This is a genomic window from Methanosarcina barkeri str. Wiesmoor, assembly GCF_000969985.1.
In the GTDB taxonomy this organism is placed as follows: Archaea; Halobacteriota; Methanosarcinia; order Methanosarcinales; family Methanosarcinaceae; genus Methanosarcina; species Methanosarcina barkeri_B.
Genome location: NZ_CP009526.1, coordinates 2774257 through 2789854 on the forward strand (window position 1 = coordinate 2774257; position 15598 = coordinate 2789854).

General features: G+C 37.2%; 12 protein-coding genes. 4 read left to right on the top strand and 8 right to left on the bottom strand.

Going from position 1 to position 15598, the window contains the following annotated elements:
- Positions 1-178: 178 nt before the first annotated feature.
- The 7 genes from lon to MSBRW_RS11525 form a co-directional block, all read right to left on the bottom strand.
- Complete coding sequence (gene lon, locus MSBRW_RS11490; protein WP_048102872.1) at positions 179-2572, bottom strand: endopeptidase La; 2394 nt, start codon at positions 2570-2572, stop codon at positions 179-181.
- Positions 2573-2672: 100 nt separating this feature from the next.
- On the bottom strand, positions 2673-3092 hold the full coding sequence (locus MSBRW_RS11495; RefSeq protein ID WP_011307528.1) for a MarR family winged helix-turn-helix transcriptional regulator: 420 nt from the start codon (positions 3090-3092) through the stop codon (positions 2673-2675).
- Positions 3093-3242: 150 nt separating this feature from the next.
- The gene (locus tag MSBRW_RS22990; RefSeq protein ID WP_011307527.1) at positions 3243-3671 is read right to left on the bottom strand and encodes a 3'-5' exonuclease; all 429 of its coding nucleotides are present in this window, start codon (positions 3669-3671) and stop codon (positions 3243-3245) included.
- Between the two features lie 606 nt (positions 3672-4277).
- On the bottom strand, positions 4278-5060 hold the full coding sequence (locus MSBRW_RS11505; protein WP_011307526.1) for a UvrD-helicase domain-containing protein: 783 nt from the start codon (positions 5058-5060) through the stop codon (positions 4278-4280).
- Entirely contained in the window at positions 5044-6915 is a 1872-nt protein-coding gene (locus MSBRW_RS11510; RefSeq protein ID WP_230669716.1) for an ATP-dependent nuclease, read from the bottom strand. Before MSBRW_RS11510 ends, MSBRW_RS11505 begins: the two co-directional genes overlap by 17 nt.
- A gap of 471 nt (positions 6916-7386) precedes the next feature.
- Positions 7387-7587 carry a GDYXXLXY domain-containing protein gene (locus MSBRW_RS11515; protein WP_048102871.1) on the bottom strand — a complete coding sequence of 67 codons (201 nt, stop codon included), beginning with the start codon at positions 7585-7587 and terminating at the stop codon, positions 7387-7389.
- A gap of 1039 nt (positions 7588-8626) precedes the next feature.
- Positions 8627-9145 (bottom strand): NUDIX hydrolase, encoded by a 519-nt coding sequence (locus MSBRW_RS11525; protein WP_011307524.1) that lies wholly within the window; start codon positions 9143-9145, stop codon positions 8627-8629.
- Positions 9146-9822: 677 nt separating this feature from the next.
- Between MSBRW_RS11525 and MSBRW_RS11530 the strand changes: the two genes are divergently transcribed.
- The 4 genes from MSBRW_RS11530 to MSBRW_RS11545 all read left to right on the top strand — a co-directional run bounded on the left by MSBRW_RS11530 (position 9823) and on the right by MSBRW_RS11545 (position 14807).
- Positions 9823-11340: a NosD domain-containing protein gene (locus MSBRW_RS11530; protein ID WP_011307523.1), complete on the top strand. Its 1518-nt coding sequence runs from the start codon at positions 9823-9825 to the stop codon at positions 11338-11340.
- A gap of 942 nt (positions 11341-12282) precedes the next feature.
- Positions 12283-12417, top strand: coding sequence for a hypothetical protein (locus MSBRW_RS23910; RefSeq protein ID WP_268990257.1), 135 nt, complete (start codon positions 12283-12285; stop codon positions 12415-12417).
- 407 nt (positions 12418-12824) lie between these two features.
- On the top strand, positions 12825-13232 hold the full coding sequence (locus MSBRW_RS11540) for a hypothetical protein (protein WP_011307522.1): 408 nt from the start codon (positions 12825-12827) through the stop codon (positions 13230-13232).
- A 21-nt stretch (positions 13233-13253) separates the two neighbouring features.
- On the top strand, positions 13254-14807 hold the full coding sequence (locus MSBRW_RS11545) for a flippase (RefSeq protein WP_011307521.1): 1554 nt from the start codon (positions 13254-13256) through the stop codon (positions 14805-14807).
- 277 nt (positions 14808-15084) lie between these two features.
- On the opposite strand, the gene MSBRW_RS11550 is transcribed toward MSBRW_RS11545, so the two are convergent.
- Entirely contained in the window at positions 15085-15438 is a 354-nt protein-coding gene (locus tag MSBRW_RS11550) for a class I SAM-dependent methyltransferase (protein ID WP_048102866.1), read from the bottom strand.
- Positions 15439-15598: the final 160 nt, after the last annotated feature.

The window sequence follows — 15598 nt, forward strand, 5'->3', positions numbered from 1 at the left end:
TTTTTCTATGAAGAAAAGGCCGTTTTTCAAAGTTTTCTGGGTAAAATTAAAATTAGGACGAAATCAGGAAGAAAAATTAGGACAAAAATTAGGACGAAATTAGGACGAAATCAGGAAGAAAAATTGGATGGGTATTATGGTCTGGAGACCGTAAGCCCAATCCTGCATTTCTTAACTTTTATACACTATGTGCAGGTGCATAACTGCTTCCAGGATATGATGATGGTACTACCGGCCTGGGTAGATCAATATCCAGGGCTTCTCTCAAGACCTCTTCAATGGTCTCTACAGGCACGAACTGAAGTTCGTTTCTGGCATCTTCGGGCACATCTTCAAGGTCTCTTTCGTTTTCTTTAGGCAAAATTATCTTCTTTATGCCTGCCCTGTGGGCTGCCAGAACTTTCTCTTTTATGCCTCCAACAGGCAGTACTGCACCGCTCAACGTTATTTCCCCTGTCATGGCAAGTTTGGGATCAACCGCTTTTCCGATTATCAGGGATGTAAGGGCGGTAAAGAGGGTTACGCCTGCTGACGGGCCGTCTTTTGGGGTTGCACCTGAAGGCACATGGATGTGGATATCGCTTGAAGTAAAGTCAAAGCTATTTGCGGTGTTTGCAAGCCGTGACCGAACAAGGCTCAACGATATCTTTGCAGATTCTTTCATCACATCCCCAAGCTGGCCTGTAAGTGTGAGTTTTCCACTGCCTGGCATAAAAGTACCTTCTATGAAGAGAATATCTCCTCCCACAGGCGTCCATGCAAGTCCTGTAACCACGCCGGGTACATTTTCTTTTCTGGCCTCTTCCTGCCGGATTATCTCTTTTCCGAGAATTTCTTTGAGCATATCAGCCCTGACCACGTAAGGAAGGTCGGCCTTGCCTGATACGATCTTTTCTGACACAAACCTTGCAGTCTTAGCAAGCTGCTTTTTAAGTCCCCGGACTCCGGCTTCGCGGGTATACTTATCGATGATTACTTTAAGGGCCTCATCTTCAATTTTAAGTTTCTCCGCATCAAGACCATGGTCTTCCAGTATGCAAGGCACCAGGTGATCTTTTGCAATTGCAAGTTTCTCATTCTTTGTGTAACCTGAAATCTCAATGGTCTCCATTCTGTCAAGAAGCGGCCAGGGAATATTTGCCATAGAGTTTGCTGTCGCTATGAATAGAACATCGGACAGGTCATATGGGATTTCCAGATAGTGGTCTGAGAACGTGCTGTTCTGTTCTGGGTCAAGGACTTCCAGGAGAGCACTTGCCGGGTCTCCAGAGTAAGAAGCTGAAAGCTTATCAACCTCATCAAGAATAAACACAGGATTTTTCGTGCCTGCTTTTCTCATGCCCTGAATAATCCTTCCGGGCAGGGCGCCGATGTATGTCCGTCTGTGTCCCCGGATTTCAGCTTCGTCTTTGACACCTCCAAGGCTGATCCGGATATATTTTCTGCCCAGAGCATCAGCAATGCTTTTCCCAAGGCTTGTTTTACCGGTTCCGGGCGGTCCTATCAGGAGCAGAATTGAGCCCTGCTTCTCGTGTTTTAATTTCATAACTGCCAGGTGCTGGATTATTCTCTCCTTGACCTTTTCCAGCCCATTGTGGTTGCTCTCAAGCACACGACGGGCTTCGGCGATATCGATGCTCTTTTTCTCTTCGGTTATCCAGGGCAGGTCGAGCAGGAGGTCAAGATAATTCCTTATACCAGGGGCTTCAGGATTGTGACTGCCTCCGGTTTCTAGTTTCTTTAATTCGGAAAATGCCTTCTTTTTTACCTCATCAGGCATAGTTGAGTTTTCAATTTTCTCCCTGTATGCAGCATCGCCTGAAGCCGAGTCATCCCCTTCGTTGAGCTCTTCCTGAATCACCTTCAGTTGTTCACGGAGCATTGCTTCTCTGTTCGACTTGCTTATTTTGTCAGTGACTTTTTTTGCCATTTCGATCTGGAGATTGATATTTTCTTTATGCTTTGTCAGAATGTGAAGGAACAGAAGATACCTCTCACGAACCGAGGCAAGCTCAAGGAGTCTTTGCTTTTCGGCAAGTTTTACGGGTATGTACGGCATGACAAATCCCATTATCTGGTCAATGGAGTCCATCTTATCGATTGACTTGGTAAACTGTTCAGAACCCTGGAACCGGGCACTGATCTCGTGAATTGTCTTTTTTATATTTGCCATTACCTCAGTTTCAGCGTCCTCATCGAAATCCGGCAGATCATGGACAGGCCTGTAAGTTGCGTAGAACAGCCCATTCTTCTGGTAAAGAGAAACCGCCTCTACCCTTTCAATACCCTTTGCGACAACAAGATATCCGTCATCAGAAGGCTGTACATATGTAATATTAAGCAAGTTTCCAATTTTATACAGACTCTCTTCGGATAGGTCTGAAGCCTTTGTGCCGTTCTTTACCGTCAGCCCGATGGCAGATACAGATTCGGCGTTTTTCATGTCATTTAGGAGTATTTCCCCTGTGACTTTGTCAGCAAGGAATTTGGCCCGGCTTTTCGGGTAGACCACTACCTCAAAAAGCGGCATTACGATGCTTTCTCTGTTTTCATCGGGTTGTTCTGGATACATTGTCAATCGTCTCATTTTTCTAAATTTGTTTTCTCGGTTTTCCAGGTTAGTCCAATTATTTAGTTTGAATTAACCTAACTTTTTCGCCGGACAAAAAAAATTACCACACCTTTTCCAGGAGGTCGATAAGCGTGTCAATCTCTTTCTCGTCCAGAGAACCTGCCATTTTTTCAATGACCCTCAACAATGCGTTTTCTTCGGCACGAGCTATTTTCCGTCCTTTTTCCGTCAGGCGAATGTAAAAAATTCTTCCGTCTTTTGAGGACTTTTCTTTGTACACGCAGTCCATTTTCACGAATTTGTTTACCATTTCTGTGATGGTTGGCTTTGAGTTTCTGGTGATCCTAGCAAGCCTGCTAAAAGTCACGTCCCCATTATCATCAATAAGCTTTAGATATCCTATCTGTTTTATAGTAATATCTGATAACCCACATTCAGAGAGGATATCACAGGAGCATTCACTTTGGGTTTTGAACAGGTTTTCAAAGACTAATAACAAATGCTCTTTTTTCTCTGTCATGCTGGATCTTGTTTGTTAGTTAGGCATTACCTAATTAAATAGTTTTTGGTAGAGAAGAAGTTTGGAAAATGAAAATTTAGTCATAAGACTGCCCATATTTTTTAAACATGGGATCTGTCTTTATATGATAATCTATTTTGAATTTTGGATTCAGCTCAGGTTTGTACATGTAAAAGCAGAAAGATCTAATTGTTTTTGTTTGCGTCCACTGTTGCCGTAAAACTTGCTTTCCCATGCCTTTTTATCGCTTTCTGGAACTGCAATTACTAGAATTTTTTGAGGTCTTGTGGTACCAACGTATATAATTCGTTTTTCTTCATTATCATTTATATTCTCGTTTATAAGATCAACATACCTTTTATTTCTGTAAGCTTTTTCTTTTAAAATCAAGAGAACCGCTTCAAAAGTTCTTCCTTTAACCGAATGAACTGTTCCTAACGTATAATTCTCAGTTTCCACTTCTTTATCTACGAAGATTTGCCCAAATTTTATCTCGTTAGTACCTTTCTTAATTTTAATTTCAAAATCACTTATGCCGAAAAAGCAGTCACTCCTAATTACCTCATTTGCAAGATCCACCCACTCTTTCAGACTTACATCAGTATTTGGTAACCTTGTAAGAAGATCAAATAATTCTATTCGCCATTTCTTAAAATCAATTTGCTCAATGAACTCCTTTAGCTCATCATTTGAAACATACTCTTTCCCATTTTTTATCGCGAAAATAGTTTTTTCAAGTAATCTAAAAGACTCTTTATATTCTTTCTTATCAAACAGATATTTGCTTTTGCTTATATTCCTATAGTGAATTCTATTTACATCAATCTCTGGTTTGCCATTATTTCTTATTTGTTCTTTCCAAGGTTCCTTTCTAACAAAATCACCTTGATTTCTAATTTCGGTTAGAATGTCTTTACCTCTAACTAAAATAGCTACTTTTTCTTTATTAATTGAAATGCCTTTAATTATACAGATTCTTATGAACTCTTGTATTAGTCTATTTGTCTCTAAGTTCAGGGATTCATTTACATCATATCCCCAAATTTCTGGTTTAAAATTAAAATCTTTGATTTCTTCATTACAAGCGGTTGAAACGTAATCATTTGAGACTATTTTGTCTGTAAAAGCGCAAATCTCCTTTGAACTTCTCCAATTTTCATGAAGATTTAGCGTTTCCCATTCTATTTATTTTCTTATAAATACTTCTGGATTCGCTGTTCTCCATTCGTATATTGCTTGATTTGGATCCCCTATTAGCATAAGCCTTTCTAATCCATTTTCCAACAAAAGATCAAAAATTTTCATTTGGACATCAGAAGTATCTTGAGCTTCATCTATAAGAAATACAGGAAATCTGTATACAATAGCTTTTGCAATGTCTGGATACTTTTCTAGCAACTTCATCACAAAAAAATTTGCATCAGCTTGAGTTAAATAACCACTTTGACGTAATTGGATTTTTGATGCCTTACAGTAACGATGGCTCAGACTACAATTTGAAAAATGACTGCTGTCACTATAACTAATTAAATTTCCATTAATATCATAAGAGAGATTACTTAATTTACATCCACTTTTCTTACATTCGAACTTTCCTCTGATCTCAGGTTCCCAATTCATTATAATTTCTGGCCTATTTTCGCAATTAAGAACCAAGTGCCCAAAAGGTAACAATAGATATGTATCTATGAAACTATCAATAGTCCCAATGAAGTGTGGGTAATCTAACCCTGAATCGACTCCAAAATCCTTCTTCAACTTATCTTCGATTTCTTGCCAAGCAACGTTAGTAAATGAAATAGCGGCTATTCCTCTGTTATTAGATTCCCATTTTCTGAGTAATGAAGAGATTTTAGCAGCAACTACACATGTTTTTCCACTTCCTGCACAAGCTTTGACAACGAATACACCATCTTTCTCTAGTATGTGTATTTTATCTCCACTAAAGTCTTCAATCCTCAGCCCCAACCACCCACTTCACACATTTTTCGATATACCTTGGAACTTTAAACTTATTTCTTGTATCTTCATTTTCAATTAATTCCATCATTAAAAGTTGAGAAAATTCACCCTTATCTTTATTTGATTTCAACCTCTTTACCAGGTAATCTGCATTTTTTTCGGTATTTTCTTGAGGATTAGACTGAGGAAAATTAGGGTGTAACTTCTTATATAAATTTGTTAAAAGGTCTCCATTTAAGAGAAATAGTTCATACTCAAAAGTTTTTGTACCTAAAAATACCTTCAAATTTTCACTATTAAGTTTATTCAGATTACTTGCTCTGCGAGATATTTTTCCGTCTGATTCATCATCATCTGACAGTATAGCAGCTCTTACTTTTATTTTTTTATCCATATGTTCTGAATTAAATAATTTCGCAAAAGGCTTAAAGGCTACTCCACCGATGTTTACGACTTCAATTCCATTTTTCTCTAAGTCGATACCCAAAATTTTTGAGAAAATATGAAGAAGCATAGCTTCTGAGATTCCTTCTACAAATATTACTCCATTTGCAAAAAATAACTGTGATTTTGTGACATCAAGAAATCGCTGCAAATATTTTTTATCTGTCTCATCTTCAAATTCGATATCTTTTAAAGGCAAAATGTCTACTTTAAAACTATTCTCCATTAAAATAACTGTATCTATGTCAGTTTTAGCTGTAATTGTAGGTGAATGTGAAGTGAGAAATATTTGAATATTTTTTGATTCTATATTCTTAAAATAATTAAACAATATATTTTGTAGTTGAGGGTGGAGGTGTGCCTCTGGTTCTTCTATTAAAAGTGCAATATAATTCTCACTTTTTCTATTTACTCTTTCGATCAAATCGCCTATTATAGTCGCAATGTATATCAAATTGTTATATCCTAATCCGTTTTGATATATCTCAAATTTCTGAATGAACTTTTCTAATTTTGAAATTTTGAATTTAAGTTCAGAATTTACTTCATTTTTCAATAATTCTTTTATGTCTGTCTTTAAAATCAGTTTATCCGAATGTGGGTATTCAAAGTATTTTTCCCATCCTTCTTCTTCAAAAATATTTTCTATCAATTCTCTTTTTATCTTTTTTAAGATCGGTATATAAATTTTCAATCTTTCTGCAATCTTTGTAAAATCCACTGGAGCAAAATCAATATCTATTCTAAGGGTATCGTGCTCAAGAGTCGTATTTTCTAAGTGTTCATTAATCTTTTTTCTTGCGTCCGTTATTAGTTCATTCCAATCTTCGTTTGAAGTAATACTTTCGTATATTTGCTGAGCATGTTTTTCTTGTGCAGTTTCGTCTGGAACTAATTTTAGAAACAGTTGACCTAATTTATTTCCTCTATTCGGCTTTAAATAATTCTCAGAATCTCTTAAGGCTTCTAAGTATACAATATAAAATAGTTCCATAACTTCTATTGGAATAGTATTTGCCTCTTTTTCTCCTCCCCAATATCTAACCCTAATTTTTTCTATTCCATTTTTTCTCTCTCTTTTATACCTGACATGAAGCTCTAATTCATGGTTTCCATCATCATTAACTTTTAACATCTCAATGAAGACTCCCATGTCTTCTGGAGTCAGTTCAGAAAATGTAAGGTCTATCTCAATAGTTTGGGATTTCTTTCCAAATTCATCTACAAAAAAATCTTCACTTGAAACATAGATACTTCTACTGTAATTACCAATGCTTAAAGCCAATCTTAATGAATCCAGTAAAGAAGTTTTTCCCGAATTATTTGCACCGATAATTACATTTAATCCAGAGTTTAGTTCTAAATTAATATCATTGATACATCTAAAGTTTTTAACATGTATTTTCTTCAAATACATTGTAAGGTCTCTCTTGTGTATCTTGCCCTTATAATTTCCAAAACATAACACATATTTAAGATATTTGTTGAAACTTGCCATATATATGTATATTGTTTTCTATTTGAATCATAATTCAATTTATGGAAATACACAGTGTTGTAAATAGTCACCATTTCCTCGATTGCAATGGGTTTTTCAGGCTGCTTCAAAAACTATTTGAGGATTTCTCCCAAGTGCCAACTCAGGTAAACCCTGCTGAAGATATAAAACCAGTTCCGTATATCGAGAAGAAAGTAATCGAACTCTAATTTTTTAGACTCTCTTTTATGCCTTCCTTTTTGAGGGATTTTTAACCTTATGATTTATTCTGCAACCTCCAGTAATCAAAATCAATTGATAAAAATTTATATTTCCTGCTTTTCATAATCTTAGCATTATGCTTTCTTTGTCGAGTCTAAAGAAGATGCTTTCAATAGAAGGGAGCCCGATTTAGAACTCAATCTCTTTTCCGTCAATTAATAAACTCTTGATTACGGCATTTCCGTATTTGTCAATGATAACTTTTGCATCAACTTCTGTTTTTCCGGTCTGCTGCGCTTTTTCTATATCCATTCCCCTGCCTTCGGGAACAAAATAACTTTCAATACCGTAATCTACCCTGAGTTCCTTAATGGTCTCTTCCTCTGCCATAAAACCTGATTCGTCTGTTTCCCAGTCGTATTAACATCGTTTACCTTACCTTCGATGTAAAGTTCATCCTCGGGTGGAGTAGTGTATATTTCTTTAGGTACACAGTACCAATTTTTCAGTTCAAGTGCCAGATTTACTGGCTCGTCAATAAAAGGCAGTGTGCCAATTTTTCTGTAAAAACACAAATTTCAAAAAGTCATTGGGTAGGAAACTCCATATCAAAAGATCAATTTTCTTCATAGTACGCAAAAAATTGACTTCAAATTTACAGAAAATTTGAGATACTGCCCGTACTTGTGTTGTCTTCTGAAAATTGATACTTTTATCGGTTTGATGTCGGCTGAAAAATAATCGAAGACCTTGCAGGTCATTTTGGAACAAAAATTTATAGGAGAAATAACATATATTTAAGCATATCAAATTATCAAAAAAAAGATTTTCTAATATTTTGAAATAGTTTGATAATTTCCAACAAAAATTTAAATCTCAAAAAAGGTTGGTTTTCTGCTTACTTTGGCTAAATACCAGAAACTTTGCCCTATTCAAGATTATTTTATTAAGTTCATTGAGTCGCTAAGTGTGAAATTTATGAGAAAAAAAGAATTCGCAATCGCTTGTACCTTCTTACTTATAATAGCCCATATGTTCAGGCGATGGAAACAAATGCAAAAATCTCTTATATGGAAAGGATTTCTAAGCGAATCCATGTGGATTGAGGGCTATAGAGATCTATCGCCTTTCAAGAAATTAGTTTTTTGGGTGAATTATCCTTTTTCCTATGCCAAATATTTATGGGATGTTGTATGGGATCGTGTTGACAGATTGTATTTTAGATATTCAAGAGCAAGATCCACTAAATAAGGATCGAATTCCAAATGATTTGAACTTCTAAAAAAATAATATTATGAATTAGCATGAAAATGCTTTCATAGTACTTTCATATTTTTGTGCTGTAATTTAGAAGAATTTCATATGTGTTTTAGGGGGTTAAAATCCCCTCCATTTTTGCGGTGATTGGCATGGGAAAACAATACATCGTTTAAAATAGAGTAGTTTGCCTGTATCTTTTTTCCTTGTCTAAGTGCTCTTCTTTCTGAGAGTAATTTATAATGCCCATGAGCTTATCAATAAAACCTATTTGTTCTTTTCGTATTTTTTTCTTAGCAAGCTCGATATCAAACCAGCCTGCTCTATCGACCTCGGGATATTCATGTACTTTCCCTGAGTTTTTTGGCCACTCAAGCGGAAATGTGTTACTTACAACATTTGTTATATCCAGGTCTTTTTCAAGAGCCCATGTATGAACTATCTTCTTTCTAGACTGGTTTAACTCTCCCAGATCGATAAACTCGCCGTCAACCTCAAAACCTGTTTCTTCTTTAAATTCTCTTTTTGCCGTATCCAGGGGAATTTCGTGACCTTCAGGTAGTCCTTTGGGTATTGACCACACTCCGTAGTCTTTTTTTGCCCAAAATGGCCCACCCGGATGAACCAGCATCACTTCGAGTTTCTCATTCCTGAACCTGAATAAAAGAATGCCATTACTATGAACACTCACTTTTCTACTTCCTCTCCAAACTGCTTTGATCTTCAGATTTCATAATAACTGTTTTATCTCAAAATTAGTTAGCTTTTTTAATTTTTTATTGCAGTTGTATATCGTATGCATGTGACCCATTATTTTAGTCCAACTTCAAACTTGCTTCATTTTACGTAATCATTTCACAATGCAAAAACGGAGTTGAAATTCACTTAAACATGTAATATTTAACTTTTAACATTTAACTTTTAACATTTAACTTTTAACATTTAACTTTTAACATTTAACATTTTGCGTCGCCTGTTGCTGTATTGTGTATTGAACTGCCAAATGGATTTGAGTCTGCGAAATAATTTCAGGATACAACATTCCTCAGGAACATTAAAAATCAATTTGCTTATTTTTCTTCTCAGTTAAGATGATTTCACATTAATTCATTCCTTTTTTTACATTTCGTATTTATTTGGATTTTGGTATTAGTTTATATCGAGTTTCTTTGATTTATTTAACCTAAGTTGTACGATGTTAACTCAGGTTGGATAAATTAATGACTAAGTGATAAAATATAATCTAAGCTGGATATTAATATTATAATTCAATTATAATTTGTACCAATATACTTATATTACTTTATATTAATTCCCGGTTAATTAATCGAAGTATCACCCATACTTTGAATGTACTGGGGAATCAAATTGAACAAGTTAACTATTTTACTGGCAGTCTTTCTTCTCTTAACACTAAGCTCGGGTATCGGAGCTGCGGCTGAGGTTTACGTCCAGCCTGGAGATTCGATACAAACCGCATTGGATAATGCAGCCTCAGGTGATGTAATTATCTTAAAACCCGGAATCTATACTGAAAATATCATAGTAGCTAAAGATGGTCTTACAATCCAGTCCGAATCCGGAAATCCTGATGACACGATAATTACAGCTAAGAGCTCAGACAAGCATGTAATCTCCTTGCAGGCTGATAACGTAAAAATTAGTGGACTTGGGCTTACAGGAACAAAAAACGACTATACAGGAATCTATCTCTCAGAATGTAATCACTGCATCATTGAGAATAATAAAATCCTGAACAACGGCTATGGAATTTATCTTTTGAACTCAAAAAGCAATAATCTCTCAAATAACGTGGTTACGAATAACGGAGAATATGGAATCATATTATCGTCCTCAACCAATAATACCTTCTCCGGAAATACAGCTTCGGATAATAAAGGCACTGGCATCCATATCAGCACTTCCGACGGTAACACACTTACAGGCAATAACGTATCCTCAAACGACGTTTACGGCCTTTTTGTCTGTCCAGAGAGTGATGACAATCTGATTTATAATAACTATCTCAACAACACCAACAATGCAGATATTGAAAATGGAATTGGAAATGCCTACAACACAAAAAAGGCCGAAGGTGAGAATATTGTCGGTGGTCCCTACCTTGGAGGCAATTTCTGGGCAGAACCTGAAGGTACAGGTTTTTCGGATACCGCAGCCGATGCGGATGGAGATGGAATTGCAGATTCAGAATACAGACTCTCGCAAAGCACCTATTCTGATCAGTTACCTCTTATTTCATCATCCAGACAACAGTATCCCGGACCTCCGGTAGCAAACTTCAAGATGAACAATAGCAATGGCTCTGCTCCTTTTTCAGTCCAGTTTACCGACCTGTCCGAAAATGCAGACTCATTGGGCTGGGACTTTGAAAGTGACGGGAAGATCGACTCTATTGAGGAAAATCCGGTTCACGTGTTTACGACAATTGGAACTTATACTGTTACCCTCAGCGCTACGAACAAAAATGGAACAGATTCAAAAACTGCCGCAGTAATTGTTACTCATCCTGTTATGGTTACAACTCCTGTTGAAACCAGCTTCGGGAACAATACAACCAAGGATTACGAAGCTGGTGAAAACGCAACTGGTGTAGATATAAGTTCCAGTAACGTAACCGAGGCTGTTGAAGCAGGTGGCAACGAAACCTATTACAACCAAACTGAGGATAACGGAACTGCTAATGCGAAACTTGATTCCCAGCCTGGATCGGAAGCTTCCGACCTTAATGGAGAAGATGATGCAGGAATAAACACTTCAAGTGTTGAATATGCGCTAGAGAATAAAACAGATGCTCCCGGGTTTGAAATCGTTTACGGAACAATTTCCCTGCTTGCTGTGTTCCTGTACAGAAAAGTAAAACCATGAAATTAAATGAAAGCGATAGATGAACCAAGTAAAAATAATAACTGAACCTGATAAAAAGAACAACTGAACTTAGTAACAGATAAACCGAGTAAAAATGATAACTAAACCTGGTAAAAAGAACAACTGAACTCAGCAAAAACGATAACTGAACTCAGCAAAAACAGTAACTCAATCCAGCAAAAGCGGCAACTGTGTGATAAATCGATAAAGTTAAATGATAAGTTGAGGTTTTAAGCCTTAACTTTCTTTTTTGCGTAGCTTTGTAGGGCAAACTAAAGAGTGTTCTGAGCTCTTAGTTTACCTAATACTGCTAAAGACTTTTTATTTTTTCTGTACTGATGAATTGTTATTTATATAACTAGTAAATTATAATAATTCACGAGTATCAGCCTGAATATTTTCAGCGAAATTATAAAAAATAATTCAAATGAGTAATACTGATATTTAGAAAGATTCGTTTTGAAATATTTATCTTCAAAAATATTTTCTCGATCCTGGCTACATTTGAATAATGTCGACAAAAACTTCTTTCCATCAGGATTGTTCCTGACCGAATAAAAGAAATTGGGATTATCCGGAATGGGTAAGCCGGATTTTTGGAAAGTTAAAAACCTCTTTGAGGGCTTATTTCTTCAATTAGAGGTATTTAATTGCTTTGAAAATTGCATCTGGTTTAAGCTGCAAAAGTTGAGAAATGGAATCCAGCCGATCTCTGACCGATCTCTAACAGAACACATATTAAATAAGATTTCCTTCAAACCAGTATCTTACCCCATTATGATAATAACGGGCTGCTTCCAAAAGGCTTTTATATTAAGTCGATGAGGTACTTCGTGGAAATCTTGGGGGAACTTTAAAAAATATCTACGTAGTTTCTCTCCTTCAAGTTTCAGAAAAACGACATAATCCGGAATTTGCTCTGCCAGCCCTCTGAAGGCTAAATTGATTACGGACACTTGTGGAGTTAGAAAAGAAAAAGACTCGATGAGTTTCGTAAGCTGGTCTAGGAATACAAAAACCGATTCCGAGCTTCGAAAAACAGACAAAGTGTCCATTGAAAAGTGTCCATTGAATTAAGAAGTAAATTAGCAGAAGCAAATCAGAATTAATGCAAGGCAGATAAAACCCAGATCTGTCTTTCATAACCCAGCCATGAATCCTACCCAGGATTTACCCCACAACTCACTGAGATCCTACACTGGATCCAACCCATTCCAACCTGCGATTCAAACCACAATCCAACCTGCGATCCAACAGGGGTCTTCCGGATTTAGCCCAATCCAACCTGCGATCCAACAGGGATCCTCCTGACTTAACCCAAAATCAGCTTCGAATATCGGCACCTAACCGAGGATTAATCCAAGATCCGCATTCGAGTCAATTTGGGACCCGACAGGACTCAACCCTTGATCCAACCTGGAAGTTGACCCCACGGTCCAATCCAAGATTTAGCTCCGATCCAATCCTAAAGGTCGTAAGAAATTATGCAGCTTATCACGAAACCCAAAATAGACCTTGTCTTGGAAGCTCAGAAAGGGGTAGCCAGACAAAAAGTTGAGCAAAAAGGCCGATATATCGACAAATTTAAAACTTACAGCTGTTTAAAGGAATTCGAAATAGCTAACTTTGAAACCCTAAATCCCGAAATGAGATTTTTCATTACATACAGTAACAGTACCTTATCTAACAGTACCCTATCTGGTAGTACCTGCAAGGCTGGAAAAACAGGCTTATCCTTCAAGGCTGGAAAAATAGGTTTATCCTCCATTCAAACTGCAAAAAAAGACTTTTCAGGTTTTAACCTGCAGTTGACTGAGAACTTTTTACAGGTAGTCACTGGCAATGCAACCGAATATTGCTCCTGCCCGTTGATCCAGGAAGCCGGGAACTAAGCGCAGTAAAACGGTGTTAACATGTCAGTTAACGACTCGGTCAACCGGATAGTGGCAGGTTCCGGCGTAATACTTGCAGGAACCTTCATTGGAATGCTTCTCGACATTACTACCAAAAAAGTACTCACGTCACATCTTGCTCCAGCCGACTTTGGCACATATGCCCTTGCACTTACTGTGATCTCAGTTACCGGTGCAGTTGCAACCCTTGGACTCAATGAAGGAGTTCCAAGATATATTGCGTTCTTCAGGGGCAGGCATGAGGAACAGAAGGTACATGAATTAATAATCTCAGCCATGGTTATGGGCTTGATTGCAGGCTTACTTTCAATTCTGGTGTCACCTTCCCTGTTCCATACTCTGGCAGGAAATGGCTTTGATGCACAGGGTAAAGTCCTGTCTGTAGTGAAGACCCTTATCTTTGCAGTTCCGTTTACTATACTCCTGAACCTGATAGTAGCGATCTATAGAGGATTCGACCGTACGAATGTTAACATGTACTTCTATAACATCGTAAGGCCGGTATCTCTACTTGGTTTTGCCACAGTTGCCATATTTATCAATGCTTCTCTGAAGGGGGTCGTGTTTGCGGATCTGCTCTCAATGATCTTTACCTTCGGTATAATGTCCGTTTACTTCATAAAGAAGCCGCCAATCAAGCGGGCAGTCAAACAGGAACGGAAAATTCAATTCGGTGACACAACCAGGCAGTTAATAAGATATTCATTTCCACTCTTGATAACCGCAACTCTGCTCAACATTATGAGCTGGATAGACACAATAATGCTAGGATATTTCAAATCGGCTGAGATCGTTGGAATCTACAATGCAGTATACCCTCTTGTAGGATTCTTGTCTCTGGTAGTATCTTCCATAGGCTTTGTTTATGTCCCTGTTACATCAAAACTCTGGGGTCAAAACGAGACTGCTCCACTTGGCTCAATTTATGAGATAATGACTAAATGGTGCTTTCTGCTTACATTCCCTCTCTTTGCACTCATATTCGTGTATCCCGAGTACTTTATTACAAAACTCTATGGAGCGCAATATGTAGGCGGCGCCACTACCCTGCGTATCCTTGCCCTGGGGTTCATAGCAAATTCGTACTTCGGGTTTAACTATCATACCCTGTTAGCCTCTGGTGATTCAGATTTCCTTATGAAGTGCTCAGTAGCAAGTGCAGGCATTAATGTAGCAGTCAATTTCATGCTTATACCTGAGTATGGCATGGTAGGTGCAGCTATAGGGACTGCAGTGTCCTTTTCATCCATCGAGGTTCTGATGACTTTAAGGGCATGGAGAAAGCAGAATATGCATCCTTTCACTTCGATGTACAGGAAATTAACTTTCATCGTCATCTTGATGGTAGGGTCTATGCTCGCAGCCAAAAACACGCATCTAATTACCGGAGCACCCCTGGAGTATGCAGCCTTCATAGTAGGGTATTTCCTGATTGTCCACCGCGCAAAAATCCTAGACAATAATGAAATGAAGATGATAGGCGAGATCAGGAAGAATTTCAGGTACAAAATCAGCCTCCGCATTCCTGAACTGCTTAAAACTCTTGCAGCATGATTTATGTCTGGTGCAGGAAAAGCTGGTAACCCCTTTACTTTGAAAAGTATCAGAAATCCGAACCTTCATGGATTAAAGTGAAATAGTCAAAAAGAAGATACAGACAATATTATAGTTCATCCCAAAACCAATTTATTCTCAAATCAATGGAGTTCCGTATCTATATTTCATGATCAGAAACTCAATTGATTATTCCTAATACTAGATTCGGAGAGGTAATATTGATTTTTGGGATTAACTTAAATATTAATTTCATAAGATCTCAATTTTTGGAATATTACTCACACTCCAGGAAGACCTGAGTGTTGTTTATTTTTCCATCAGGATAAATTTCGTTTAGTTTTCGGAACCCTTTGATATATTCCGGTTGGACTGACCAATAGAGCAACTGCCTCATACCGCTATAATCACGATTGCACACTGAAACAGATTTATCAGATTCTGGTTTTCTATTTTTTATAATCGAATGGAGGTTCATGAAGATGCATTTTTTAGGTTCAGCAAGCCCTGCTACCAGCACAGAATCCCAATCGAGCTTTGCAAGTGAGTTTTCATCACCTTTGACAATGCTGATTTTAAGGTTCTGAAAACAAGATATATTGAAAAATGTCCTTAATTTAAGGCTCTCCACTCATGTTCAATGTCTGCCAACTATTATTAAACAGTAAACTTCTCAAGAAACTGATTTTTTCAAACTGATTTTTCCAAATTGATTTTTTCAAACTGATTTTTCCAAATTGATTTTTTCAAACTGATTTTTCCAAATTGATTTTTTCAAACTGATTTTTCCA